Genomic DNA, 25,567 nt, shown 5'->3' on the forward strand with positions numbered 1-25,567 from the left:
CCTCAGGCCGAGCGGCCGAAACCGATCGTCGGCACCGCCCGGCGCAGCGGCCAGGGGCGGGTGACCTCGGGGAGCTTGCCCTCCAGGAAGGCGTACCGGCTCAGGGCCGCGGGATCCTGGTCGGCGACCGAGTGGACCCGGCGCCACCAGGCGGCGATCTCCGACCAGCCGGGCGCCGACAGCGATCCGCCGAACTCCTGGACCGAGAGCGCGGCGGTCAGCCCGGCGAAGGCGAGCCGGTCGGCGAGCGGCCAGCCGGCCAGGGTCCCCGTGACGAAGCCGGCGACGAAGACGTCCCCGGCGCCGGTGGGGTCCAGCGCCTCGACGGCGATCGCCGGGACCTCGGCGCTCTCCCCGGAGCGCCCGTCCACGGCGTAGGCGCCGTCGGCGCCGAGGGTGACGACCGCGAGCGGCACGTGTTCGGCCAGCGCGTGCGCCGCCGCGCGGGGGCAGTCGGCGCCGGTGTAGCGCATGGCCTCCTCGGCGTTCGGCAGGAACGCCTCGCAGTGCGCCAGATCGGCGAGGCCCGCCAGGTCCCAGCGGCCGGTGTCGTCCCAGCCGACGTCCGCGAAGATCCGGGTGCCCCGGCTCGCGGCCTGCTCGATCCAGGGCGCGGTGACCCCCGGGGTCAGCGAGGCGACGGCGGCACGCGCGTGCGGCGGGAAGTCCGGCGCGGGCTCCTCCAGGGGTGCCTCGTGCCCGTGGCTGACCATGGTCCGCTCGCCCTCGTACGCCATCGACACGGTGACCGGCGAGTGCCAGCCGGGCACGGTCCGCGACGGCGTGAGGTCGATGTTCTCGCCCTGTTCCAGGGCGTCCCAGCAGTACTCGCCGTAGTGGTCGTCGCCGAAGGCGGCGGCGAGGGAGGTCCGCAGGCCCAGCCGGGCCAGGGCGGTCGCCATGTTCGCGACGCCGCCGGGGCTCGAACCCATGCCCCGCGCCCAGGACTCGGTGCCGCGCACGGGGGCCGAATCGAGCCCGGTGAAGATGATGTCCAGGAAGACCGTGCCGGTCAGGTAGACGTCCCAGGGCGGATCGTCCGCCGTGCGCAGCCCGGCGAGCGGGTCGACATGGGCCTGGAGGAACGGTCCCTCGCCGTTGATCACGGTGCGCTCCCTGGGGTGGTACGGATCTGGCCAGTGTGCACCACACCGGCCACGTGGGCCGTGCTTCACGCGGGGGGGGTATCCGTGGTCCGTGGAGCGGCCGGGCACGTCCCGCCCGCCGCGCGCCCGTGGCCCGCCCGTCCCGCGTCCGGGGCCCGCTCCACCCCCCCACCTGCCCGAACGCCCCCGTGTCCGCCCGCGCGCACGGCGAGGGCAGCGGCCCGGGGAGGGCTCCGCTCCGCGCCCGGCACCCCGAAGGCGGCGCGGTTGCCCCGGATCCGCCTCCACAAACGAGAAGTGCCCCAGATCACATCGTCACGCCTTCTTCGCGGACCCCCCACCTTGATACAAATTGCCCGCGCGTTCCTGTCCGTCGACAGCCGCCCCTCCCCCTCTCTTCTTGAGCCGCTCTCGCCTGCCCTGGGAACGCCCGTGTCCGCCCGCACCACCACGCCCTGGCCCCTCGTCGCCCTTTTCACGGCCGGGTACCTCGCCGCGTATCTGCTCCCCACCACCGTCGGCCGCCTCGACACGGGACTCCCGCTGTCGGCCACCCAGGCCGGAGCCGTCGGCAGCGTCCTGCTGCTGGGCTCCGCCTCGGCCGGTTTCCTGCTCGCCTCCCGCGTCGACCGTTTCGGCCCGCGCGCGCTGGCCCGCGCCGGGCTGCTCCTCGCGGCCGCCGGCTTCGGTACCGCCGCGCTCTCGGCGGCCGTCCCCCTGGTGGTCACCGGCGCGGTCGTCGGCGGCTTCGGCTCCGGTACGGCCACCACGGTCGCCGCGACCGGGATCGCCGGCCGGCGCGATCCCCACCGGGTCACCACACTGGGTCTGCTCGGCGTCTCCGGCCTCGCGGGCACCCTGTATCTGACCATCCCCCACCTCGGCCCGGGGCACGGTTACCCGCTCGCCGCGATCGCCTGCACCGCGCTGCTCGCGCTGTGCCTGACGGGACGGCTTCCCGCCCGTGCACCGGCCGACCGCGCCGTGCGCGCCACCGGCCCGCTCCCGCACCGCCGTTCCGGGCTGCTGCTCGCCGGCGCGATGCTCTTCTGGTCCCTCGCGCAGAACTCCCTGTGGGGCGTGAGCGGCCGGATAGGCCTGACGCAGGCGGGGCTCACCGAGGTGAAGGTGGGCGCGGTCTTCGCGGTGGCGCTCGGCGCCGGGCTGCTCGGGACGGTCGGCGCGGGCGCCCTCGGCCCGCGGCTCGGCCGGGCGCTGCCGATCGGCCTGGGCACGGCGCTGATCGCCGGCTGCATCGCGCTGAGCGCGGCGGCCACCGATCTGACGTCCTTCGCGACGGGCGAGATCGCCTGGAACGCGCTGTACCCGGTCGTGCTGTCGTACGTGATCGGCCTCGCCGCGTCCATGGACCCGCGCGGCCGGTGGGCGGTCCTCGTCGGTTCCGCCTCCTCGCTCGGCACGGCGTGCGGCCCGCTCACCGGCAGCCTGCTGTCCGCGTCGGCGGGTTACCCGGCGATGGGAACGGTCCTGGCGGCCGGTCTGCTGCTGGTCGGCGTCCCGATGACGCTCGTGGCCCTGCGCCCGCGCCGCGCCGGCGAGATCGTCGAGATCCCCGTCGTCGAGATCCCCGTGGCCGAACTCCCCTTCGTGGGGACGACCGTGGCCGGGCCGGCCGCCGCCGAGACCCCCCTGGCCGGGCTGCCCGTCGTGGGGATCCCGCTGGAGGGCGTGCCCGCCCAGCGGGCGGCGTACGGGACGGCGGGGCCCCTGCACACGGCCGCCGCGCCCGTACCCGGTCCCGTGCGCGTCTGACTCCCGCGAGCGCTCGCCCGCCCCGAGGAGGGGAGGCGGGCGGGCGCTCGACGGGTCACGGGAACTCGTACGCCTCGACCTCGGCGATGTACCGCGCCCGCCGCTCCTCGTCGTGCTCCAGGAAGGACGCCTCGAAGGAGTTGCGCGCCAGTTCCCGCAGCCGCTCCTCGCCGAGCCCGAGAGCCTCGCGCACGGCGGCGAAGTTGTCGCCGGCGTACCCGCCGAAGTAGGCGGGGTCGTCGGAGTTGACCGTGCACAGCAGCCCGGCGTCCATCATGGCGGGCAGCGGGTGCTCCGCCAGGACGTCCACGGCGCGCAGCCGTACGTTCGACAGCGGGCACAGGGTCAGCGGCACCCGTTCCCGGACCAGCCGTTCGACGAGCTCGGGGTCCTCCATGCAGCGCAGCCCGTGGTCGACGCGCTCGACGCCGAGGACGTCGAGGGCCTCGGTGATGTACGCGGGCGGCCCCTCCTCGCCGGCGTGCGCGACGCGCCGCAGCCCCAGCCCGGCGGCGGCCTCGTACACCGCGCGGAACTTGACGGGCGGGTGGCCGACCTCGGCGGAGTCGAGGCCGATGCCGGTGATCCGGTCGAGGTAGGGCTTCGCGGCCTCCAGGGTGTCCATCGCGGACTCGGCGGACTCGTCGCGCAGGAAGCACATGATCAGCTGGGTGGAGACGCCGTGGGTCTCCTCGCTGCGCCCGAGCGCCCGCCACAGCCCCTCGACGACCGTCCCCATCGGCACGCCCCGGGCGATGTGCGCCTGCGGGTCGAAGAAGATCTCCGCGTGCCGTACGCCCTGCGCGGCCGCGCGGGCGAGGTAGGCGTCGGCCAGGTCGGCGAAGTCCGCCTCCGTCCGCAGGACGGCCATGAGCTCGTAGTACAGGTTCAGGAAGGTCTGGAGGTCGTCGAAGGCATACGCCTCGCGCAGTTCCCCGGTGTCCGCGTACGGCAGGGTGACGCCGTTGCGCGCGGCGAGCGCGAAGGCCAGCTCGGGTTCGAGAGTGCCTTCGATGTGCAGGTGCAGTTCAGCCTTGGGGAGGGACATCGAAGCATCGTACGGCCCCTCCCCCGAGGTATCGAAAACGGCACCTTCCCGGCACCGGACGTCCCGGCCCCTGTCCGCCGTGTCCTCAGTGCCGCTTCGGGACCGGCACCCGCACCAGGTCGTGCGCCACGGTCAGCTCCCCGTCGAACCCCGCCGCGCGGGCCTCGCGCTCGAACTCGCCGGGATCGGCGTAGCGCTGGCTGAAGTGGGTGAGGACGAGATGCCGCACCCCCGCCTCCTTGGCCACCCGGCCCGCTTGACCCGCCGTCAGATGCCCGTGGTCGGAGGCCAGCCGGTGATCCCCGTCGAGGAAGGTCGACTCGATGACCAGCAGGTCGCAGCCCTCGGCGAGCGCGTCCACTCCCTCGCACAGCCGGGTGTCCATGACGAACGCGAACCGCTGCCCCCGCCGGACCTCGCTGACGTCGTCCAGCGTGACGCCCCGCAGCACGCCCTCCCGTTGCAGGACCCCGACGTCGGGACCCTTGATCCCGTGCTCCCTGAGCCGCTCCGGCAGCATCCGCCGCCCGTCCGGCTCGACCAGCCGGTACCCGAAGGACTCGACGGGGTGGGAGAGCCTGCGGGCCTCCAGGGTGTACGCGGGGGTCGTCGCGAGGACACCGTCGTCCGCGACCGGCGCCTCGGTCAGCGGGACCGTCTCGCGGTAGGCGGTGGCGTACCGCAGCCGCTCGAAGAAGTGCTGCCCGGAGAGCGGGTAGTGCGCGGTCACCTCGTGCGGGACGCGGTCGAGGTTGATGCGCTGGATCACCCCGCCGAGTCCGAGCGCGTGGTCGCCGTGGAAGTGGGTGACGCAGATGCGGTGCAGGTCGTGCGCGGCGACGCCGGCACGCAGCATCTGGCGCTGGGTGCCCTCGCCGGGGTCGAAGAGGAGACCCTCGCCGTCCCAGCGCAGCAGATAGCCGTTGTGGTTGCGGTGCCGGGTCGGGACCTGGCTGGCGGTGCCGAGGACCACCAGTTCACGTGCGGACAAGGCCGGTTATCCGGGGGGCCACTGCATGCCGCGGCCGCCCAGGAGGTGGGCGTGCGCGTGGAAGACGGTCTGGCCGGCACCGCTGCCCGTGTTGAACACGACGCGGTAGCTCTCCAGCTTCTCCTCGCCCGCGACCTCGCCGGCCTCGCGCAGGACGTCCGCCGCGATCGCGGGCTCCGCGGCGGCCAGGGACGCGGCGTCGGGGTAGTGCACCTTGGGAATGACCAGGATGTGGGTCGGCGCCTGAGGGTTGATGTCGCGGAACGCCACCGTCGTGTCGCTCTCGCGCACCAGCGTCGCCGGGATCTGCCCCGCCACGATCTTGCAGAACAGGCAGTCGTCCTGCGGCTGCCCGCCCTCGTCCCGCCTCGGCTCCTGCGCCATGCGTGTGCCTCCTCACGCCAGCCGATCATTACCTCCGCATGCTAGCGGCCCGACGCGGCGGGCGGCTCGCGGGCGGCTCGCGTCGCCGCCCGCCCGTGAACCGCCCGCGCCGGTTCACAGCGGCGGCAGCGTGGGCGCGGTCTTCGCCGGGTTCTCCTCCAGGGCGGCCAGCGCGATCCTGACCGCCTCGTCGAGCTGGGTGTCACGGCCGGCCGCGTGGTCCTGCGGCGCCTGGACGACCTCGACGTCGGGATCGACACCGTGGTTCTCGACGCCCCACTCGTACCCCTCCATCCAGAAGGCGTACTTGGGCTGGGTGACGCCGGTGCCGTCGACGAGGTGGTAGCGGCTGTCGATGCCGATGACGCCGCCCCAGGTGCGGGTGCCGACCACGGGTCCGATGCCGAGCGCCTTGATCGCCGCGTTGACGATGTCGCCGTCGGAGCCGGAGAACTCGTTGGCGACGGCGACGACGGGGCCGCGCGGCGCGTCCTCCGGGTAGCTGTAGGCGCGCAGACCGCGGGGCAGGTCCCAGCCGACGATCCGCCGGGCGAGCTTCTCCACGACGAGCTGGGAGGTGTGGCCGCCGCGGTTCTCGCGGACGTCCACGACCAGGCCCTCACGGGCCACCTCGACCCGCAGATCGCGGTGGAGCTGCGCCCATCCGGCGCCGACCATGTCCGGCACGTGCAGATAGCCGAGGCGGCCGCCGGACCGCTCGTGGACGTAGGCGCGCCGGTCGGCCACCCACGCGTGGTAGCGCAGCGGCTCCTCGTCCGCGAGCGGTACGACGACCGCGTGACGCGGATCGCCGCCGCCCGAGGGGGAGACGGTCAGCTCGACGGGCTTGCCCGCGGTGCCGACGAGCAGGGGCGCGGGCCCGGCCACCGGGTCCACCGGCCGGCCGCCGACCGCGACGATCGCGTCCCCGGCGCGCACCGCGACGCCGGGCGCGGCGAGCGGGGCCCGCGCCTCGGGGTCGGAGGTCTCCGAGGGGAGGATCCGGTCGATGCGCCAACTGCCGTCCTCGTGACGGGAGATGTCCGCACCGAGGAGCCCCTGTGCCCGGTCGCCGCCGCTCCAGCCGCCGCGCGGGGTGACGTACGCGTGCGAGGTGCCGAGTTCGCCCTGCACCTCCCACAGCAGGTCGACGAGGTCGTCGTGGGTGGCGACCCGTTCCAGGACCGGCCGGTACCGGTCGAGGACCGCGTCCCAGTCGACGCCGCCGAGGTCGGGACGCCAGAAGTTGTCCCGCATGAGGCGGCCGGTCTCGTCGTACATCTGGCGCCACTCGGCGGCCGGGTCGACGCTCTGGCGCACCCGCGACAGGTCGACGGTGATGTTCGTGTCGCTCTCGTCGTCGTTCGAGGCACGCCGGTCGCTGGGGACGACCTTGAGCTTGCCGTCGGTCCACAGCAGGACCCGCTTGCCGTCGCCGGTGACGGTGAAGTGGTCGGCGTCGGCGGCGAGGTGCTCGATGCGCTGCTGGGCGAGGTCGTACCGCTCCAGTTCGGTCTTCGGGTCCGGGTCGTCCGGGGTGGCGCGGGAGGCGCCGAGCACGCCCCGCACCGGATGGCGCAGCCACAGCAGTCCGTCCTTGGCCGCGCGCAGCGTGGAGTAGCGGGCGGCCTCGACGGGGAACGGCACGATCCGGTCGGCGAGTCCGTCCAGGTCGATACGGGTGCTGGGGGCGCCCTCGCTGTCGGGCGTCTCGTCCTTGTCGGGGGCCTCGAAGGGCCTGCCGTGGCGCTGCGGTCCGAAGGGGGACGGCGTCGTCGCGGCCAGGGTGATCAGATACGGCCGGGAGCCTCCGACGAAGGCCAGGTCGAAGACGTGCTCGTCGTAGACGGGGTCGAAGGCGCGGGCCGACAGGAAGGCGAGGTGCTTGCCGTCGAGGGTGAACGCCGGTGCGTAGTCCCGGAAGCGCAGCGGGGTCGCCTCGGTCACCGACAGGTCGGTGGTGTTGGCGAGCTTGAGCTGGCGCAGCGGGCGCGGCCCGGGGTGCGACCAGGCGAGCCACGCGGAGTCGGGCGAGAAGACGAGGCCGGTGACGTCGCCGTCCTCGCTGCGGTCGACCTCGCGGACCTCGCCGCTCTCGCGCTCGACGAGGAGGACCCGCCCGTCGTGCGAGGCGACGGCGGCGCGGCTTCCGTCGGGCGCCACGGCGAGGCCGAGGACCCGGCCGAGGGCGCCGGCGGCGAGCCGTCGCGGGGTGGCTCCCGGGGCGACGCCGGTGGCGGGGGCGAATTCGAGGGCGTCGTCGCCCTCCGCGTCGGTCACCCACACCACGTGCTCCTCGCCCTCGGCGCGGAAGGTGCGGGGCAGCCGGGCGCGGACGCCCTGCTCGGCGGCGAGCGCGCGGGTGGGGCCGGAGCGGTGGGTGACCCAGTGGACGGCACCGCGCACGGAGACCGCGCTGCCGCGTCCGGTGTGGTCGGGCGCGGCGGCGGAGAACCAGCGCGAGGCGCTGACGGGGTGCGGCTGCTGGTCGACGCGCTGGCCGCCGAGGCGGATGCCGAGGCGGCGCGGCTCGGCGCCGTCGAGCCCGTCGAGGAGCCAGAGCTCACCGGCGGACGAGTAGACCACGCGGGTGCCGTCGGTGGCGGCGTGGCGGGCGTAGAAGGAGTCGGTGGGTGTGTGGCGCCGCAGGTCGGATCCGTCGGCGAGGGAGGAGTACAGGGCTCCGACGTCCTCGTGGTCGGAGAGGAACGCGATCCGTTCGCCGACCCAGAAGGGGTATTCGATGTTGCCGTCGATGTCCTCGTGCAGCCGGACGAACTCGCCGTCGCCGTCCCGGTCGATCCACAGCTTGCCCGCCGTGCCGCCGCGGTACCGCTTCCACCAGGCCGCCTCGCGCCCCATCGGGGCGGACAGCAGGACGACACCGCTCTCGCCGTGGGCGACATCGCCGACGGGGCCGTACGGCAGGGTCGTCGCGGGTCCCCCGTCGAGCGGGACGGAGCGGGCCCAGGTGCGGCGCAGGCTGGCCTGTCCCTGGGTGCTGAGGGCGAGCACCTGTCCGTCGGGGGTCCAGCCGCGCACCTGGGTCTTCGCGCTGCCCCAGTACGTCAGCCGCTTCGCGGGACCGCCGTCCAGGGAGGCCGCGTGGACCTCGGGGGCTCCGTCCCGCGTCGACGTCCAGGCGACGGTCGTACCGTCCGGGGAGACGCGCGGATGGCTGACCGGGACGTTGTCGGCGCTGACCCGCCAGGCGCGGCTCCCGCCGTCGAGGGGGGCGGCCCAGATGTCGTCCTCGGCCGTGAAGACGACCAACTCGCCGTGCAGATGCGGAAACCGGATGTACGCGGAGGCTGCGGACTCAGTCACCCGGTCACCCTACGCAGCGCACGCGTGGCCCGACAGGGGTTTGGATCACTTGATCCCCGTACGGTCCGGCAGGTCATTTGCCCTGTGAGGGCCAGCAGGTGGGGTCGCCCTTGCACCACATCGTCCGGGTCACGGTGACGGTGACGGTGGGGTCGGGCTGTCCGTTCGTGGGGCGGTAGGTGACCGGCGGGGTGGGTCCCGCGTCGCAGTCGCCCAAGCCCTTGACGCGGAAGACCTGCCTGCCGCCGACGGTGGCGCGCAGATCGCCGCGTACGCAGGCGCCGTTGACGGCACGGGTGACCTTGCCCTTGACGACGATGTCCCGGCCGTCGCCGGTCTGGCCCCGGCAGTCGACGGTCGCCACCGTGTTCTCGCTCGGCGAGGGCGACTTCCCCGGCGTGTAGGCCTTGCCCGCGTTGCCCAGGCGGGCGGTGCAGGTGAGCCAACTCACGTCCACCTGCTGCCGTTTCAGTTCTCTGGTCGCCGTCTGGTCGGTCGTGTAGGCCACCGTCGCGGTGCTGAGTCCGTCCACGGGCTGGCACCCGGTCACCGCGAACACTCCGGCCGCGCCCAGCCCGACGGCCACCAGGGCCCGCCCGTGCCCCGTGCGGCCTCTGAAATACCTCAAAGCCCCCATGGACGGCAGCGTCCCACCGCACGGCGACGCGCGGTAGACCGCATGCGGCCATCGGGGGCACAACCACCCGAAGGTGTTGCCCGGCGGGCCGGGGAGGCCGTAGGGTTCCCGGTTCCCCGGCCCCGGGCCGGCTTCCGACCGCCCGTCAGCCGAGCAGCAGCAGCCACTCCTGGAGTTCCACCAGGTTGCCCTCGGGGTCCTTGAGGTGGGCGACGCGCATGCGTTCCGTCATGGGCGCGGGGCCGTGCAGCAGGGTCGCTCCGCGCGAGACGACCTGTTCGCAGTAGGTGTCGAGGTCGTCCACCCGCAGCACCACCAGCGACCGGTGTCCGGCCACGGCCTCGCCGAGCTCTCCCAGTATTTCCGTCATCACGGCCCGGTCCTGGAGCGCGATGCCCGCCGACCCGGTGACCGGACTGAACTTCTCGTACGGTCCCTCGGCCGCGCCCGACTGGGGCTTGAGGCCGAGGACCTCGGAGTAGAAGCGGTAACAGGTGGCGAAGTCGGAGACGAGCAGTCGTACCTGAGCGAGTTCCATGGATTCCCCGGTGAGGTGCGGACGTGAGGTCGTGCCGGCGGGCGGTGGGTCAGGACCAGCGGCCGGTGCGGGCCAGCAGCAGCGCGGTGGCCACGGTCCCGGCCGTCGAGGTGCGCAGTACGGTGCGCCCCAGGTGGAAGGTCTTCGCGCCGGCCCCGGTGAACAGCGCGACCTCTTCGGCGGAGATCCCGCCCTCGGGGCCGACCACCAGGACGATGTCCCCGGAGCCGGGCAGCGCGGCGGTCGCGAAGGGCTCGGTCCCGAGGGCGGTGTCCTCGTGGAGCACGGCGGCGAGATCGGCTTTGGCGAGAAGTGCGGCAACCTGCTTGGTCGTCATCGCGTCCGCGACCTCCGGGAAGCGCGCCCGGCGGGACTGCTTGCCCGCCTCCCGGGCGGTGGCCCGCCACTTGGAGAGCGCCTTCAGACCCCGCTCGCCCTTCCACTGCGTGATGCAGCGGGAGGCGGCCCAGGGGACGATCGCGTCGACGCCGGTCTCGGTCATGGTCTCGACGGCCAGCTCGCCCCGGTCCCCCTTGGGCAGGGCCTGGACGACCGTGATGCGCGGCTCCTCGGGGGCTTCCTCGGTGACCGTGCCCATCCGTACGATCAGCCGGTCCTTGCCCTCGGTGCCGAGGACCACGCAGTCCGCGCGGCGCCCGGCCCCGTCGGTGAGCACGACGTCCTCGCCGGTGTGCAGCCGTTTCACGGAGACGGCGTGCCGTCCCTCGGGTCCGTCGAGGACATGGCGTCCCTCGCCGTCCGTGTCGAAGTGCTCGACCAGGAACACCGGTGCCGTCATCGGGCCGCACCCTCTTCCGGGATCTCGGCGGCGGCCGACAACGCTGTCTCGGCGGCCGCGATTTCTGCGTTCAGTACCTCCACGAGCTGCCCGGCGGGCAGGTCGCGGGCCATGCGGTGGCCCTGTCCCGCCCACAGTGCCATGCCCTGCGCGTCGCCCGCCTTGGCGGCCGCCTTGCGCAGCGGCAGGGTGAGGTGGTGGACCTCGGGGTAGGCGGAGGGGGCGTACGGGCCGTGCTCGCGCATGAAGCGGTTGGCCAGCGCGCGCGCCGGGCGTCCGGAGAAGGCGCGTGTGAGCTCCGTGCGTACGTACAGGGGGTCGGTCAGCGCCTGTTTGTGCACGGCGCTCGCGCCGGACTCGGGGGTGGCGAGGAAGGCGGTGCCGAGCTGGGCCGCGTTCGCGCCCGCGGCGAGGACGGCGGCGATCTGGCTGCCGCGCATGATGCCGCCGGCCGCGACGACCGGGATCCCCACGGTCTCGCGGACCCGCGCGACCAGCGTGAGCAGGCCGACGCCCGTGCCGTCCGTCTCCGGGTTGTCCCGGTGGGTGCCCTGGTGTCCGCCGGCCTCGATGCCCTGCACGACGACCGCGTCGGCGCCGGCCCGCTGCGCGCCGAGGGCCTCCTCGGCCGTGGTGGCGGTGACCAGGGTGAGGGTGCCCGCGCGCCGCAGCGACTCCAGCACCTCCGGCTTCGGGACGCCGAAGTGGAAGGAGACCGCCGCCACCGGGTTGTCGAGGAGGACGGCGAGTTTGGCGTCGTAGCCGTCGTCGCGGCCGCTGTCCGGATCGCCGAGCTCGGTCTCGTACCAGGCGGCCTCGCCGGCGAGCTGGTGGGCGTACACCTCGACCGCGGCCGCGTCCGCGTGCTCGGGCTGCGGCAGGAACAGGTTGACGCCGAAGGGACGGCCGGTCAGCCCGCGCAGCTGCTTGATCTCCTGGTACATGCCGTCGGCGGTCTTGTACCCCGCCGCGAGGAAGCCGAGCCCGCCCGCCTCGGACACGGCGGCCGCGAGCTGCGGGACGGAGACTCCGCCCGCCATGGGGGCCTGCACGATCGGGTGAGGGAAGAGATCGGTCAGCGCGGAGGACATGACGGCATGTTGTCACGTCCGCCGGACAAGTCAGAAACCGGTCGCCCGTCCGGATAGTGCCTCCGACATGGAGGGCACGGGGCGTGTCACACCCCGTGCCCCGCTTGGATCAGCGGCCGTTGAACGCGTCCTTCAGCCGGGAGAAGAGCCCCTGCTGACCGGGCTGGAACTGACCCGTGGGCCGCTCCTCGCCACGCAGCTTGGCGAGCTCGCGCAGCACCCGCTCCATCTCCGGATCGAGCTTGGTCGGCGTGGTGACCTCGACGTGCACGACGAGGTCGCCGCGGCCGCCGCCGCGCAGGTGCGTGACACCCCGGCCGTGCAGCGGGATCGACTGGCCGGACTGCGTGCCCGGACGGATGTCGACCTCCTCCATGCCGTCGAGGGTCTCCAGCGGCACCTTGGTGCCGAGGGCCGCCGCGGTCATCGGGAGGGTGACCGTGCAGTGCAGGTCGTCACCGCGCCGCTGGAAGGTCGAGTGCGGCAGCTCGTGGATCTCGACGTACAGGTCGCCGGCGGGGCCGCCGCCGGGGCCGACCTCGCCCTCGCCCGCGAGCTGGATCCGGGTGCCGTTGTCCACACCCGCCGGGATCTTGACCGTGAGGGTGCGGCGGGAACGGACCCGGCCGTCGCCCGCGCACTCGTGGCACGGGGTCGGGACGACGGTGCCGAAGCCCTGGCACTGTGGACACGGCCGCGAGGTCATGACCTGGCCGAGGAAGGACCGCGTCACCTGGGACACCTCGCCGCGGCCGCGGCACATGTCACAGGTCTGCGCGGCGGTGCCGGGCGCGGCACCTTCACCGTTGCAGGTGCCGCAGACGACGGCCGTGTCGACCTGGATGTCCTTCGTGGTGCCGAAGGCCGCCTCGTCGAGCTCGATCTCCAGCCGGATCATGGCGTCCTGGCCCCGGCGGGTGCGCGAGCGCGGTCCGCGCTGCGACGCCGTGCCGAAGAACGCGTCCATGATGTCCGAGAAGTTCCCGAAGCCGCCCGCGCCGAAGCCGCCGGCGCCCGCGCCGCCGCCCTGCTGGGACAGCGGGTCACCGCCGAGGTCGTAGACCTGCTTCTTCTGCGGGTCCGACAACACCTCGTACGCGGCGTTGATCTCTTTGAACCGCTCCTGCGTCTTCGGATCGGGATTGACGTCCGGATGCAGCTCGCGAGCGAGCCTCCGGAACGCCTTCTTGATCTCGTCCTGGGACGCGTCGCGGCGCACGCCGAGTACGGCGTAGTAGTCCGTGGCCACTTACGACTCCGCCAGGATCTGTCCGACGTACCGTGCCACCGCTCGTACCGCTCCCATCGTTCCCGGGTAATCCATGCGGGTCGGGCCGACCACGCCGAGTTTGGCTACTGCCTCGCCGCCCGAACCGTAGCCGACCGAGACCACGGACGTGGAGTTGAGTCCCTCGTACGCGTTCTCATGCCCGATTCGCACGGTCATGCTCGAATCCCCGGCCTCTCCAAGCAACTTGAGGAGCACTACCTGCTCCTCCAGCGCTTCGAGCACCGGCCGGATGGTGAGAGGGAAGTCATGTCCGAATCGCGTGAGATTGGCGGTACCGCCGATCATCAGCCGCTCCTCGGTCTCCTCGACGAGTGTCTCCAGCAGTGTGGAGAGCACCGTCGAGACCGTACCCCGGTCCTCCGCCTCGAAGGCGTCCGGGAGGTCCTGGACGAGCTGCGGGACGTCCGCGAAGGGACGCCCCGCGACCCGGCTGTTGAGCCGGGCGCGCAGGTCCGCCAGCGACGTCTCACCGAACGGCGCCGGACAGTTGATCATGCGCTGCTCGACCCGGCCGGTGTCCGTGATCAGCACGAGCATCACCCGTGCGGGAGCCATGGACAGCAGCTCCACATGGCGCACGGTCGAGCGGGTCAGCGAGGGGTACTGCACGACGGCGACCTGCCGGGTGAGCTGCGCGAGCAGCCGCACGGTCCGGCCGACGACGTCGTCCAGGTCGACGGCACCGTCCAGGAAGTTCTGGATGGCGCGACGCTCGGGCGCGGTCATCGGCTTGACGCCGGCGAGCTTGTCGACGAAGAGGCGGTAGCCCTTGTCCGTGGGGATGCGCCCGGCACTGGTGTGCGGCTGGGCGATGTACCCCTCGTCCTCCAGGACCGCCATGTCGTTGCGGACGGTCGCGGGCGAGACGCCGAGGCGGTGCCGCTCGGTGAGCGCCTTGGAGCCGACCGGCTCCTCGGTGCCCACGTAGTCCTGGACGATGGCGCGCAGCACCTCGAGCCTGCGTTCGCTGAGCATCGCGCACACCTCCAGGAGTCGACTCGGTGGTCTTCGTGGCCTTCGTGGCTTTCGTCTGGCACTCAGCGCACGCGAGTGCCAACGTTCCCCAGCTCAGTGTACGGCGGTGAGGCACGCCCCGGGCAAGGGCGGGCCTGCGATGTCGTGCACGGCACCCGGTCACCGTTAGCGTCGCCGCATGAGGCTGACTTGGGAAGAGCTCGGGTGGGAAAGGCTGGTGCCCCGGGTGGGGCGACGGCGGCTTCCCGGCTGGGACTGCACGGCCGGGCTCGTCGTCGGCGAGGGCGCGGCGCTGATGATCGACGCCGGGTCGAGCCTCGCGGAGGGCGCCGCGCTGTGCGCCGATGCGCGTGCCATCACCGGCGGGCGTGTGACTCATATCGCGCTCACCCACCCGCATTTCGACCACGTGTTCGGCGCCGCGGCGTTCGCGGGCGCGCGGATCCTCGTCGCGGACGGTTCGTCCGAGGCGTACGGGAAGGGCCGTGACGAGCTGTGCGCGGACGCGGTGCGCAACGGTCTCGACCCGAGGGCGGCGGAGGAGGCGGCCGACACCCTCGTACGCCCCCGCGGCTTCGTCCGGAACGGCCTGGACGTGGATCTCGGCGGCGGCGTCGAGGTCCGGCTGGCGCGGACGGGCGAGGGCCACACCGCCCACGACCTCGTGGCCGTCGTGCCCGGCGACCCGGCGGTGGTGTTCTGCGGCGACCTGGTCGAGGAGTCGGGCGAGCCGCAGGCGGGCCCCGACGCCGTACCGTCGCGCTGGCCCGCGGCTCTCGACCGGCTGCTCGGACTGGGCGGCGAGGACGCGCTGTACGTCCCCGGGCACGGTGCGGTCGTGGACGCCGCGTTCGTACGAGCCCAACGGGACGCCTTGGCGACACGTTTCGGCACGACGGGTTCCGGCTGAGCGGGTCCGGCACGGGGGTCCGGTACGACGGGTTCCGGCTGAGCGGGTCCGGCACGGGGGGTCCGGCACGGCGGGTTCCGGCGTGTCGTGGTGAGCGGCGCCGGGCTTCTCCTATCGTCATCCGAATGCGCCAGTACTCTCCGGATCTGACCCCGCCGTGGAAGAAGCCCCGGTCCGTGCCCGAGGTCCCGGCGGACCCGGGTCTGGTCGTCGAGGAGCCCGGCACCGGCTTCTGCGGCGCGGTGATCCGCTGCGAGGCGGGCACCGTGACCCTGGAGGACCGCTTCGGCAAGCACCGGGTGTTCCCGCTGGAACCGAGCGGCTTCCTCCTGGAGGGCAAGGTGGTGACCCTGGTCCGCCCGGCGGCCGCGGCTCCCGTACGCCCCGGCCGTACGGCCTCCGGCTCGGTGGCGGTACCCGGCGCCCGCGCCCGGGTCGCGCGCGCCGGGCGCATCTACGTCGAGGGCCGCCACGACGCCGAACTGGTCGAGCGGGTGTGGGGCGACGACCTGCGCGTCGAGGGCGTCGTCGTGGAGTACCTGGAGGGCGTCGACGACCTCCCGGCGGTCGTCGACGCGTTCGCCCCGGGCCCGGACGCCCGGCTCGGCGTCCTCGTGGACCACCTGGTCCCGGGTTCGAAGGAGTCCCGGATCGCCGAGGCGGTCACGAGCGAGCACGCGCTGGTGCTCGGCCACCCGTACATCGACGTCTGGGAGGCCGTGAAGCCGTCCTCCGTGGGCATTCCGGGCTGGCCCAGGGTCCCGCGCGGCCAGGACTGGAAGACGGGCGTGTGCCGGGCCCTGGGCTGGCCGGAGAACACCGGCGCGGCCTGGCAGCACATCCTGTCCCGGGTCCACTCCTACAAGGACCTGGAACCGGCGCTCCTGGGCCGCGTGGAGGAACTGATCGACTTCGTCACGGCGCCGGAATAACGGACCGGCGGCCGGTCACCCGGGGTCGGTGACGGTCACCCGGGTGTCCGGGTGTCCGGGTGTCCGGGTGTCCGGGTGTCCGGGTGTCCGGGTGTCCGGCGACGGTGCCCTTCGAGTCCGGGTCCCCGCTGTTCAGTCCACCAGGTCCCGGACGACGGCGTCCGCGAGAAGGCGGCCGCGCAGGGTGAGGACGGCGCGGCCGGCGTCGTACGGACCGGCTTCGAGGAGTCCCTCGGACAGGGCGCGGCGGGAGGCTGCGAGCCCGTCGGGGCGGAGCAGCGAGAGCGGGCAGCCCTCGCGCAGCCGCAGTTCGAGGAGGATCCGCTCGACCCGGCGGTCCTCGTCGGACAGGAGTTCACGCCCGGCGCCCGGGGAGCGGCCCTCGGCGAGTGCCGCCGCGTACGCCCCCGGATGTTTCACGTTCCACCAGCGAACGCCGCCGACGTGGCTGTGCGCGCCGGGGCCCGCTCCCCACCAGTCGGCGCCGCGCCAGTACAGCTCGTTGTGCAGGCAGCGGCCGGCCTCGGAGGTGGCCCAGTTCGACACCTCGTACCAGTCGAAGCCCGCCGCCGACATCACCTCGTCCGCGATGAGATAGCGGTCCGCGTGCACGTCGTCGTCCGTCATGGGGACCTCGCCGCGGCGGATCCGGCGCGCGAGCTGGGTGCCCTCCTCGACGATGAGCGCGTACGCGGAGATGTGGTCGGGACCGGCGCCGAGGGCCGCTTCGAGCGACGCCCGCCAGTCGTCGTCCGACTCCCCCGGTGTGCCGTAGATCAGGTCAAGGTTCACATGTGCGAAGCCGGCCGCGCGGGCCTCGGCGACGCAGGCCTCGGGGCGGCCCGGGGTGTGCGTGCGGTCGAGCACCTTCAGGACGTGCTGCCGGGCGCTCTGCATGCCGAAGGAGATCCGGTTGAAGCCGCCGGCGCGCAGGGTCGCGAGGTACTCCGGGTCCACGGACTCGGGGTTCGCCTCCGTCGTGATCTCGGCGTCGTCCGCGAGCCCGAACTCGTCCCGGATCGCGCCCAGCATCCGTACGAGATCGTCGGCGGCCAGCAGCGTGGGCGTACCGCCTCCGACGAAGACCGTGCGGACCGGGCGGGGGTCGTCGCCGAGGACCTTGCGGGCGAGGCGGACCTCGTCGGTCAGGGTGTCCGCGTAGTTGTCGCGGGAGGCGAGCACGCCCCCGCTGCCCCGCAGCTCGGTCGCCGTGTAGGTGTTGAAGTCGCAGTAGCCGCAGCGGGTCGCGCAGTACGGCACGTGGAGGTAGAACCCGAGGGGCCGCTCGGCCGCCCCGTCCAGGGCGTGCGCGGGCAGCGCCCCGTCGTCGGGGACGGGCTCACCGTCGGGAAGTGCGGAAGGCATGCGTTCCATTGTCCAGCACGGCCGGGGTGGACGTGTCCGGCGCGGGCGGGGGCGTGCCGGGCGGGGCGGGGGACGTGCCCCGCCGGGGCGAGGGCGGGCCACCGCACGCGCCTGACGGGGTCCGGAGTCCCCGGGGCCGCGGCGGGCCCGCTAGTCGGCCTGCAACACCAGCAGGGCCATGTCGTCCTCCGGTGGGCGGCTGCCGAACGCGTGCACCAGCCCGCGGATCCGTTCCGCGATCATCTCGGCGTTCAGGCCGGTGCAGCCGGCGAGGGCGTGCGCGAGACCGTCGTCGTCGTCGAACTGACGGGACCCGTCGCGCCGCTCCGTCACACCGTCGGTGACGCACAGGAGGCTGTCCCCGGGGTACAGCTCGAAGGACTCGGAGGCGTATTGGGGGTCCTCGAAGACGCCCAGCAGGGTCTGCGGCCGGGCCATCTCCCGTACACCGCCGTCGGGGCTCAGCAGCAGCGGCAGCGGATGCCCCGCCGAGGCGAGGGTGCAGCGCACTCCGCCGTCGAAGGGGACCAGCTCGCCGTAGAGCATGGACAGGAAGCGCGTCTGCGGGCCGAGGTCGGTGCCGAGCCCGGGTCCGCCCGCGGCCACGAGAGCGCGGGCCGCCGCGTCCGCGGCCTCCGTCGCGTCGTCGAGGAGGAGCTGGTTGAGACGGTCGAGGACGTCCGCGACGTCGTAGCCCTCACGCGCCAGCAGCCGCAGCCAGGGCCGCGCCAGGCCGATCACGACGGCGGCCTCGGGCCCCTTGCCCTGGACGTCGCCGACCGCGAAGCACCAGCGTCCGTCGCCCGCCGGGAAGACGTCGTAGAAGTCACCGCTCGGTCCGCCCTTGTCGAGCGGCTCGTAGACGAGGGCGCTGCGCACCCCGGGGATCTCGGCGACCGCGCCCGGCAGCAGTCCGCGCTGCAGGACCCGGCTGATGGTGGCCTGGCGCGCGTACTGGCGGGCCGCTCCGATGGCCAGGGCGATACGGCGGCTGAGGTCCTCGACCAGTCCGGTGACCTCGTCGGGGAAGTCGGGCGGTCCGGCCCGCCCGATGACGAGCGTGCCCAGTGGCCGGCCGCCCGCGATCAGCCGGTACGCCAGCGCCGCTCCGCTCGCCCCGCGGGCGCCCAGCGCCTCGCCGGGCCAGGGCACCGGGACGGCCCGGGAGCGCACCGCGTCGGGCAGCCGCGGCGGGTCCTTCTCCAGTACCTGGCGCAGTCCCTCGACGAGGTTCTCGCTGCCGTGCCAGACGCGGGCGAGGCGGGGGCCGAGGGCCAGACCGAGACCGCCGGCCCGGTCGGTGGCCTCGTCCTCCAGCCACACGGCGCACCAGTCGGCGAGGCGCGGGACGAGGAGCTGACCGGCCAGGGCTGCGACCAGGTCCTCGTCGAGCTGTCCGGCGAGCAGGTCGGAGGCCTCGGCGAGGAAGGAGAGGGCTCCCCGGTCGAGCCAGTCGTGGCCCGGCCCGGTGCTCCGGTTCGCCCCCGAGGCGGACAGGGCGCGAAACGGCTCGGCGCCGGCCCCCGGACCGTACCCGGGGAGCGGCCCCTCGGCGTACGCGATGGCCCCGGCCCCGGTCGGCTCCGGGTCCTCCGCCGGGCCGGTGAGCCCGTCGGCCCCGGCGAACCCGCTCGTTCCCGCGAGCCCGTCGCCGTCCACGAATCCCCCCGGACCGGCAGGACCGCCCGCGGCCGCGAATCCCCCGGCCCCGGAAAGGCCGTCGCCGTCCGCGAACCCTCCCGGCGCGGAGAGACCGCCCGCACCCGCGAACCCGCCCGGTCCGGCGAGTCCGCTCACGTCGTCGAAGCGGCCCGGCCGGCGCGGGTCGTCGGCGTCCGTGAAGACGCCCGCACCCGGCGGAGCGCCAGCGGCCCCGTCGACCAGCAGCCTCGACCACACCGTCTTGACGCCCGGACGATAGGTGATGCCCCAGGCCTCGGAGAGCGCGGAGACCAGGCGCAGGCCCCGCCCGTACTCCGGTGTCCCGTAAGCCGGTTCGGCGCCGTCCTCCCGTATGGCCCGCGAGGGATGCCGGTCGGAGACCTCGACGACCAGCGGTCCGGGGGGGCCGTCGGCCGGGCACTCCAGGCGGCACAGCAGCTCGACGTCGGTGCCCGCGTGCACGACGGCGTTGGTGACCAGCTCGCTGACCACCACGGCCGCGTCGCCGGTGAGCCGGTCGTCGATGATCTCGGTGCCGGGCAGGGCCAGTTCGGCCCAGCTCAGGAGTGTGTCGCGGAGGAACCGGCGCGCGGCCGCGGGGGCGAGCGGAGTGCCGGGCAACGATGTCCGTGACACGACGTCCCGGCCGGCGGGGTGGTGCGCGAGCGCGTCCGGTGCGCATGGCGTGGACTCCCGTTGCGTCGGAATGGCCCCCACTGTGCGGCTCCCTGGGCAGTTCGGACGAAGACACCTCGGACGATGCGGCCAGGGTGACAGACTGGCGGCACTCATAAGCGCCGAGTCACCGAAGTGGGCCGGCATGAGTGAGAACAGTGGTATGGATGTGCTCGAAGACGGACAGAATCGAGCATCCGATCCGCGTCCACCGCCCGCCGCGACGACGGCGGCATGGCATGGCATGCCGCGGCGACACGGCACGGCGGCTTCGGCACGGCGCCCGGGGCGGGTCACGGACCGGTCGCCGGAGCGCGAGGCACCGAGAAACCACGGACCGAGTGAGGCACCGTCATCATGAGCGCCGGGACGACGACCGACGAGGGAGCGAGCATCCTCCTGGTCGACGACATGGAGGACAACCTGGTCGCGCTGGAGGCCGTCCTGCGCTCCCTCAACGAGCCGCTGGTGCGCGCGCGTTCGGGCGAGGAGGCGATGAGGGCGCTGCTGCGGCAGCGGTTCGCGGTCGTCCTGCTCGACATCCGGATGCCGGGCATGGACGGATTCGAGACGGCCGCGAACATCAAGCGGCTCGACCGGACCAAGGACGTGCCCATCATCTTCCTGACGGGCACGGACGCCGACGCGGGCTACGCCTTCCGCGGGTACGCGACGGGTGCCGCCGACTATCTGGCGAAGCCGTTCGACCCGTGGGTCCTGCGCGCCAAGGTCAGCGTCTTTCTCGACCTGCACCGCAAGAACCGTCAGCTGGAGTGCCTGCTCGCCCGTGAGCAGGACCAGTTCGACGAACTCGCCGCCCGCCTCAGGAGGATGGACACGCACCTGTCGGCCGGCGCCGTCCCGGACGTACCCGAACTCCGCGACCAGCTACGGCGGATGGACGAACTGCTGAGCAGGATGCGGCACGGGCGGGACGGATAGGAGAGACCGCGCGGGGCTGGCTCCGCCGGGCCGGGGACGCGCGAGGACTCCGACGGGGGCGGGGACGCGCTGATGCTCCGAAAGGAACGGGGACGCGGGGAAGCTCCGACGGGAGCGGGGACGCGCGGGGAGCTCCGACGGGAGCGGGGACACGCGGGGAGCTCCGACGGGAGCGGGGACGCGCGGGGACTCCGCCGCTCGGTCGCGGAGGAGCCCTGCGCGTCCCCACCCCGTACGGGCTAGGGCCGATGGCCGATGGCCGATGGCCCGGGCTACGCCTCGCGGCTACCCGCGTACATCTCGTCGATCAGGTGCTTGTACGCCTTCTCGACGACCGGGCGCTTCAGCTTGAGGCTCGGGGTGATCTCGCCGTGCTCGACGTCCAGGTCGCGGGGCAGCAGACGGAACTTCTTGATGGTCTGCCAGCGCTGCAGGCCCGCGTTGAGCTCCTTCACGTAGCCCTCGACGAGGGCGACCGTGGCGGGCGCCGCGACGACGTCCGCGTACGACTTGCCCCCCAGGCCGTTGTCCTTGGCCCAGCCGAGGATGGACGGCTCGTCGAGGGAGATGAGCGCGGTGCAGAAGTTCCGGTCGGCGCCGTGCACGAGGATGTTGGAGACGTACGGGCAGACGGCCTTGAACTGACCCTCGACCTCGGCGGGGGCGATGTACTTGCCGCCCGAGGTCTTGATGAGGTCCTTCTTGCGGTCGGTGATCCGCAGATAGCCGTCGGCGGACAGCTCGCCGATGTCTCCGGTGTGGAACCAGCCGTCGGCCTCCAGGACCTCGGCGGTCTTCTCGGGCAGCCCGTGGTAGCCCTCCATGATGCCGGGGCCGCGCAGCAGGATCTCGCCGTCGTCCGCGATGCGCACCTCGGTGCCGGGCAGCGGCTTGCCGACCGTGCCGGTGCGGTAGGCCTCGCCCGGGTTCACGAAGGAGGCGGCGGAGGACTCGGTGAGTCCGTAGCCCTCCAGGATGTGGATGCCGGCGCCGGCGAAGAAGTAGCCGATCTCCGGCGCGAGCGCGGCGGAGCCGGAGATGCAGGCACGCAGATTGCCGCCGAAGGCCTCGCGGATCTTGGCGTAGACGAGCGCGTCGGCGACCTTGTGCTTGGCGCCGAGCGCGAACGGCACCGAGGCCGAACCCGTGCGGCGGAAGTTGTCCTGGCTCGCCTTCGCGTACTCCCGGGAGACCTCGGCGGCCCACTGGAAGATCTTGTACTTGGCGCCGCCGGCGGCCCGCGCCTTGGCGGCGACCCCGTTGTAGACCTTCTCGAAGATGCGCGGCACGGCCGCCATGTACGTCGGCTGCACGATCGGCAGGTTCTCGATGATCTTGTCCACGCGGCCGTCGACGGCGGTCACGTGCCCGACCTCGATCTGGCCGGAGGTCAGGACCTTGCCGAAGACGTGCGCGAGCGGCAGCCACAGGTACTGGACGTCCGACTGGCTGACCAGTCCGGTCGCGGCGATCGCCTTGGCCATGTACGACCAGTTGTCCTGCGGCAGCCGGACGCCCTTGGGGCGGCCCGTGGTGCCGGAGGTGTAGATGAGGGTCGCGAGCTGGTCGGCGGTGATCGCGCCGACTCGCTCCTTGATCAGCTCGGGGTGCTTCTCCAGGTACGCGGAGCCGCGTGCCTCCAGCTCGGCGAGCGTCAGGACCCAGTCCTCGGCCTCCACGCCCTCCGCGTCGATGACCACGACGTGCGTGAGCTCGGGGAGCTCGGCGCGCTTCTCGCGGGCCTTGGCGAGCTGGGCCGCGTCCTCCGCGATGAGGACCCTGCTCGCGGAGTCGGAGAGGATGAACGCCGACTCCTCGGCGTTGGTCTGCGGGTACACGGTCGTGGTGGCCGCGCCCGCGCAGAGGATGCCGAGGTCGGCCAGGATCCACTCGACGCGGGTCGAGGAGGCGAGCGCGACGCGCTGCTCCGGCTGGACGCCGAGCTCGATCAGCCCGGCGGCGATGGCGTAGACCCGCTCGGCGGACTGCGCCCAGGTCAGCGACTTCCAGGTGTCCGGCCCGTCGCCCGAGGCCGGTACCGGGTAGCGGTATGCCTCGGCGTCGGGTGTGGCCGCCACGCGCTCCAGGAAGAGTGCGGCGACGGACGGCGGACGGTTCTCGATCAGGGTCTGTGTGTCGCTCACGACATCCTCCGGGGCCCGCGGCAGTGCGGCTGGCTCAATTGCGGCTGTTGTTTAACTCGCGAGTAACTACCGAGCAGAGATCAGACTAGAGCGCGTCCGGCCGGTGCGTAAGAGGCGGCGGCCGGTCACTTCCCGGTCACTTCCCGCAGGACACACCCCTGAGACAAGCACAGGGCCCGTCGCGCCGAAGCGCGACGGGCCCTGAAAAGCCGGGATTCGGCGTGACTACTTCTTGCCCTTGGCCGCGGGACCGCTGTCGTCGCTGGACAGCACGGCGATGAAGGCCTCTTGCGGAACCTCCACAGAGCCCACCATCTTCATCCGCTTCTTGCCTTCCTTCTGCTTCTCCAGCAGCTTCCGCTTACGGGAGATGTCACCGCCGTAGCACTTGGCGAGGACGTCCTTGCGGATGGCGCGGATGGTCTCGCGGGCGATGACCCGGGAGCCGATGGCCGCCTGGATGGGCACCTCGAAGGCCTGCCGCGGGATCAGCTCGCGCAGCTTGGCGACCAGCCGGACCCCGTACGCGTACGCCTGGTCCTTGTGGGTGACCGCCGAGAAGGCGTCGACCTTGTCGCCGTGCAGCAGGATGTCGACCTTGACCAGGCTGGAGGTCTGCTCGCCGGTGGGCTCGTAGTCCAGCGAGGCGTAGCCGCGGGTCTTGGACTTGAGCTGGTCGAAGAAGTCGAAGACGATCTCCGCGAGCGGCAGGGTGTAGCGGATCTCGACCCGGTCCTCGGAGAGGTAGTCCATGCCGAGCAGGGTGCCGCGCCGGGTCTGGCACAGCTCCATGATCGAGCCGATGAACTCGGAGGGCGCGAGGATGGTCGCCCGCACGACGGGCTCGTACACCTTGTCGATCTTCCCCTCGGGGAACTCGCTCGGGTTGGTGACGATGTGCTCGCTGCGGTCCTCCATCTCGACGCGGTAGACCACGTTCGGGGCGGTGGCGATCAGGTCGAGCCCGAACTCGCGCTCGAGCCGCTCACGGATCACGTCGAGGTGCAGCAGCCCGAGGAAGCCGACCCGGAAGCCGAAGCCCAGCGCCGCCGAGGTCTCCGGCTCGTACACCAGCGCGGCGTCGTTGAGCTGGAGCTTGTCCAGGGCGTCGCGCAGCTCGGGGTAGTCGGACCCGTCCAGCGGATACAGGCCCGAGAAGACCATGGGCTTGGGGTCCTTGTACCCGCCGAGCGCCTCGGTGGCGCCCTTGTGCAGGGTGGTGATCGTGTCACCGACCTTGGACTGGCGGACGTCCTTCACGCCGGTGATGAGGTAACCCACCTCACCGACACCGAGCCCGTCGGCCGCCTTCATCTCGGGGGCCGAGACACCGATCTCCAGCAGCTCGTGGGTCGCTCCGGTGGACATCATCCGGATGCGCTCACGCTTGTTGAGCTGCCCGTCGATGACACGCACGTACGTCACGACACCGCGGTACGAGTCGTAGACCGAGTCGAAGATCATCGCGCGGGCGGGGGCGTCCTGGACGCCGACCGGGGCGGGGATCTCGGCGACGACCTTGTCGAGCAGCGCCTCGACACCCAGACCCGTCTTGGCGGAGACCTTGAGGACGTCCTCGGGGTCGCAGCCGATGAGGTTGGCGAGCTCCTCGGAGAACTTCTCCGGCTGGGCGGCCGGCAGGTCGATCTTGTTCAGTACGGGGATGATCTTGAGGTCGTTCTCCATCGCCAGGTAGAGGTTGGCGAGAGTCTGCGCCTCGATGCCCTGGGCCGCGTCGACGAGCAGGACCGTGCCCTCACAGGCCGCGAGGGACCGGGACACCTCGTACGTGAAGTCGACGTGCCCGGGGGTGTCGATCATGTTGAGGATGTGGGTCTTGCCCGGATCCTCGGACGGGGCCCAGGGCAGACGGACCGCCTGGGACTTGATCGTGATGCCGCGCTCGCGCTCGATGTCCATCCGGTCGAGGTACTGAGCACGCATCTGCCGCTGGTCGACCACCCCGGTCAGCTGGAGCATGCGGTCGGCGAGCGTGGACTTGCCGTGGTCGATGTGCGCGATGATGCAGAAATTGCGGATCAGAGCCGGGTCGGTACGGCTCGGCTCGGGCACATTGTTAGGGGTCGCGGGCACGCAGGGTCCTGTCTCTTGAGGCGCCTGTCGCCTCGGGTCGGATCGATACGTAGGTTCCATGGTCCCACGCGCGGCGGGCTGCGACCGGTTCGGGCCGCGCGAGCGGGACGGCGGCGGTCGGCCCGAAGGCCGTGACCAGGGCATCGGCGAGCGGTCCCCGGGCCGGGGACGCAAGGCCGGTTTGGGCCGGTCGTGCGGGGACTGGTAGCCTGGGTGGCTGTGTCTCGTGCCCTCTCTGCAGGAGACGCACCCAAGAAAATCAAACGGCGAGTGAGACGTGCCGTCTCGCGCGCCTGAACCTGTAAAGGCTCATTCGTGGCGAACATCAAGTCCCAGATCAAGCGGATCAAGACCAACGAGAAGGCCCGGCTGCGCAACAAGGCCGTCAAGTCCTCTCTGAAGACCGCGATCCGCAAGGCCCGCGAGGCGTCTGCCGCGGGTGACGTCGAGAAGGCCACCGAGTACACGCGCGCCGCGTCGCGCGCTCTCGACAAGGCCGTCTCGAAGGGCGTCATCCACAAGAACCAGGCCGCCAACAAGAAGTCGGCGCTTGCTTCGAAGGTCGCCGCGCTCAAGGGCTGAGTCGGCTGAGCTCTCCGGGGCTCAACCCCTGACTTGACCGTCGGGCGGACCCGAGCGGGCCCTCTCTCCCGCTCCCGACCGGCACCCCGGATTCACGCACGATCTGCGTTCGCCACGCGGGCGTGAATCCACAGGCTTGAACCGAAGGCCCCGCTCCTCCCTTCCCCGGGAGAACGAGCGGGGCCTTCGGTGTGCCGCGGGATTCGTGCCGCGGGATTCGTGCCGCGGGATTCGTGCCGCGGGATTCGTGCCGCGGGATTCGTGCCGCGGGATTCGTGCCGCGGGATTCGTGCCGCGGGAT

20 protein-coding genes are annotated in these 25,567 nt (G+C 72.7%); 5 read left to right on the plus strand and 15 right to left on the minus strand.

The genetic code is table 11. The features are described from left to right. Positions 1-2: 2 nt before the first annotated feature. Positions 3-1,106: a PfkB family carbohydrate kinase gene (locus ACFYW9_RS20400; RefSeq protein WP_351866997.1), complete on the minus strand. Its 1,104-nt coding sequence runs from the start codon at positions 1,104-1,106 to the stop codon at positions 3-5. 432 nt (positions 1,107-1,538) lie between these two features. Here ACFYW9_RS20400 and ACFYW9_RS20405 point away from each other — a divergent pair, with 432 nt between their 5' ends. Then, positions 1,539-2,879 carry an MFS transporter gene (locus ACFYW9_RS20405; protein WP_389152012.1) on the plus strand — a complete coding sequence of 447 codons (1,341 nt, stop codon included), beginning with the start codon at positions 1,539-1,541 and terminating at the stop codon, positions 2,877-2,879. A gap of 55 nt (positions 2,880-2,934) precedes the next feature. Here the strand turns inward: ACFYW9_RS20405 and ACFYW9_RS20410 are convergent, their stop codons facing one another. From ACFYW9_RS20410 to hrcA, 10 genes are all read right to left on the minus strand, one after another. After that, positions 2,935-3,927 carry an adenosine deaminase gene (locus ACFYW9_RS20410; protein ID WP_351866990.1) on the minus strand — a complete coding sequence of 331 codons (993 nt, stop codon included), beginning with the start codon at positions 3,925-3,927 and terminating at the stop codon, positions 2,935-2,937. 85 nt (positions 3,928-4,012) lie between these two features. Further along, the gene (locus ACFYW9_RS20415) at positions 4,013-4,918 is read right to left on the minus strand and encodes a ribonuclease Z (RefSeq protein ID WP_351866986.1); all 906 of its coding nucleotides are present in this window, start codon (positions 4,916-4,918) and stop codon (positions 4,013-4,015) included. 6 nt (positions 4,919-4,924) lie between these two features. Then, positions 4,925-5,302, minus strand: coding sequence for a histidine triad nucleotide-binding protein (locus ACFYW9_RS20420; RefSeq protein ID WP_351866983.1), 378 nt, complete (start codon positions 5,300-5,302; stop codon positions 4,925-4,927). A gap of 114 nt (positions 5,303-5,416) precedes the next feature. Beyond that, on the minus strand, positions 5,417-8,629 hold the full coding sequence (locus ACFYW9_RS20425) for a S41 family peptidase (protein ID WP_389152018.1): 3,213 nt from the start codon (positions 8,627-8,629) through the stop codon (positions 5,417-5,419). 73 nt (positions 8,630-8,702) lie between these two features. Beyond that, positions 8,703-9,266, minus strand: coding sequence for a hypothetical protein (locus ACFYW9_RS20430; protein ID WP_389152021.1), 564 nt, complete (start codon positions 9,264-9,266; stop codon positions 8,703-8,705). 145 nt (positions 9,267-9,411) lie between these two features. Then, positions 9,412-9,804, minus strand: coding sequence for a VOC family protein (locus tag ACFYW9_RS20435; RefSeq protein WP_389152024.1), 393 nt, complete (start codon positions 9,802-9,804; stop codon positions 9,412-9,414). A 49-nt stretch (positions 9,805-9,853) separates the two neighbouring features. After that, positions 9,854-10,603 (minus strand): 16S rRNA (uracil(1498)-N(3))-methyltransferase, encoded by a 750-nt coding sequence (locus tag ACFYW9_RS20440; protein WP_326787894.1) that lies wholly within the window; start codon positions 10,601-10,603, stop codon positions 9,854-9,856. After that, on the minus strand, positions 10,600-11,694 hold the full coding sequence (locus ACFYW9_RS20445; protein WP_389152028.1) for a nitronate monooxygenase: 1,095 nt from the start codon (positions 11,692-11,694) through the stop codon (positions 10,600-10,602). The genes ACFYW9_RS20440 and ACFYW9_RS20445 overlap by 4 nt, the downstream gene beginning before the upstream one ends. A gap of 109 nt (positions 11,695-11,803) precedes the next feature. Continuing rightward, the gene (gene dnaJ, locus ACFYW9_RS20450; RefSeq protein WP_351866973.1) at positions 11,804-12,943 is read right to left on the minus strand and encodes a molecular chaperone DnaJ; all 1,140 of its coding nucleotides are present in this window, start codon (positions 12,941-12,943) and stop codon (positions 11,804-11,806) included. Then, positions 12,944-13,960: a heat-inducible transcriptional repressor HrcA gene (gene hrcA / locus ACFYW9_RS20455; protein WP_328452618.1), complete on the minus strand. Its 1,017-nt coding sequence runs from the start codon at positions 13,958-13,960 to the stop codon at positions 12,944-12,946. Positions 13,961-14,138: 178 nt separating this feature from the next. On the opposite strand from hrcA, the gene ACFYW9_RS20460 reads away from it, so the two are divergent. Together ACFYW9_RS20460 and ACFYW9_RS20465 are read left to right on the plus strand one after the other, a co-directional pair. Then, positions 14,139-14,870: an MBL fold metallo-hydrolase gene (locus ACFYW9_RS20460; protein ID WP_389152033.1), complete on the plus strand. Its 732-nt coding sequence runs from the start codon at positions 14,139-14,141 to the stop codon at positions 14,868-14,870. Between the two features lie 125 nt (positions 14,871-14,995). After that, entirely contained in the window at positions 14,996-15,802 is an 807-nt protein-coding gene (locus tag ACFYW9_RS20465; RefSeq protein ID WP_351866966.1) for a DUF3097 domain-containing protein, read from the plus strand. 132 nt (positions 15,803-15,934) lie between these two features. Here the strand turns inward: ACFYW9_RS20465 and hemW are convergent, their stop codons facing one another. Next, positions 15,935-17,167: a radical SAM family heme chaperone HemW gene (hemW, locus tag ACFYW9_RS20470; RefSeq protein ID WP_351866963.1), complete on the minus strand. Its 1,233-nt coding sequence runs from the start codon at positions 17,165-17,167 to the stop codon at positions 15,935-15,937. Positions 17,168-17,317: 150 nt separating this feature from the next. Beyond that, entirely contained in the window at positions 17,318-19,546 is a 2,229-nt protein-coding gene (locus ACFYW9_RS20475) for a SpoIIE family protein phosphatase (RefSeq protein ID WP_389152038.1), read from the minus strand. Positions 19,547-19,861: 315 nt separating this feature from the next. Here ACFYW9_RS20475 and ACFYW9_RS20480 point away from each other — a divergent pair, with 315 nt between their 5' ends. Continuing rightward, a complete protein-coding gene (locus ACFYW9_RS20480; protein ID WP_351866957.1) occupies positions 19,862-20,446 on the plus strand; it encodes a response regulator in 585 nt (194 codons plus the stop codon). Positions 20,447-20,718: 272 nt separating this feature from the next. On the opposite strand, the gene ACFYW9_RS20485 is transcribed toward ACFYW9_RS20480, so the two are convergent. Next, positions 20,719-22,590 (minus strand): AMP-dependent synthetase/ligase, encoded by a 1,872-nt coding sequence (locus ACFYW9_RS20485; RefSeq protein ID WP_389152043.1) that lies wholly within the window; start codon positions 22,588-22,590, stop codon positions 20,719-20,721. Positions 22,591-22,815: 225 nt separating this feature from the next. Continuing rightward, on the minus strand, positions 22,816-24,684 hold the full coding sequence (gene lepA / locus ACFYW9_RS20490; RefSeq protein WP_351866950.1) for a translation elongation factor 4: 1,869 nt from the start codon (positions 24,682-24,684) through the stop codon (positions 22,816-22,818). A 315-nt stretch (positions 24,685-24,999) separates the two neighbouring features. On the opposite strand from lepA, the gene rpsT reads away from it, so the two are divergent. After that, positions 25,000-25,266, plus strand: coding sequence for a 30S ribosomal protein S20 (gene rpsT, locus ACFYW9_RS20495; RefSeq protein ID WP_261702665.1), 267 nt, complete (start codon positions 25,000-25,002; stop codon positions 25,264-25,266). The last annotated feature ends 301 nt before the right edge of the window (positions 25,267-25,567 follow it).

The organism is Streptomyces sp. NPDC002698 (assembly GCF_042888945.1).
Lineage (GTDB): Bacteria > Actinomycetota > Actinomycetes > Streptomycetales > Streptomycetaceae > Streptomyces.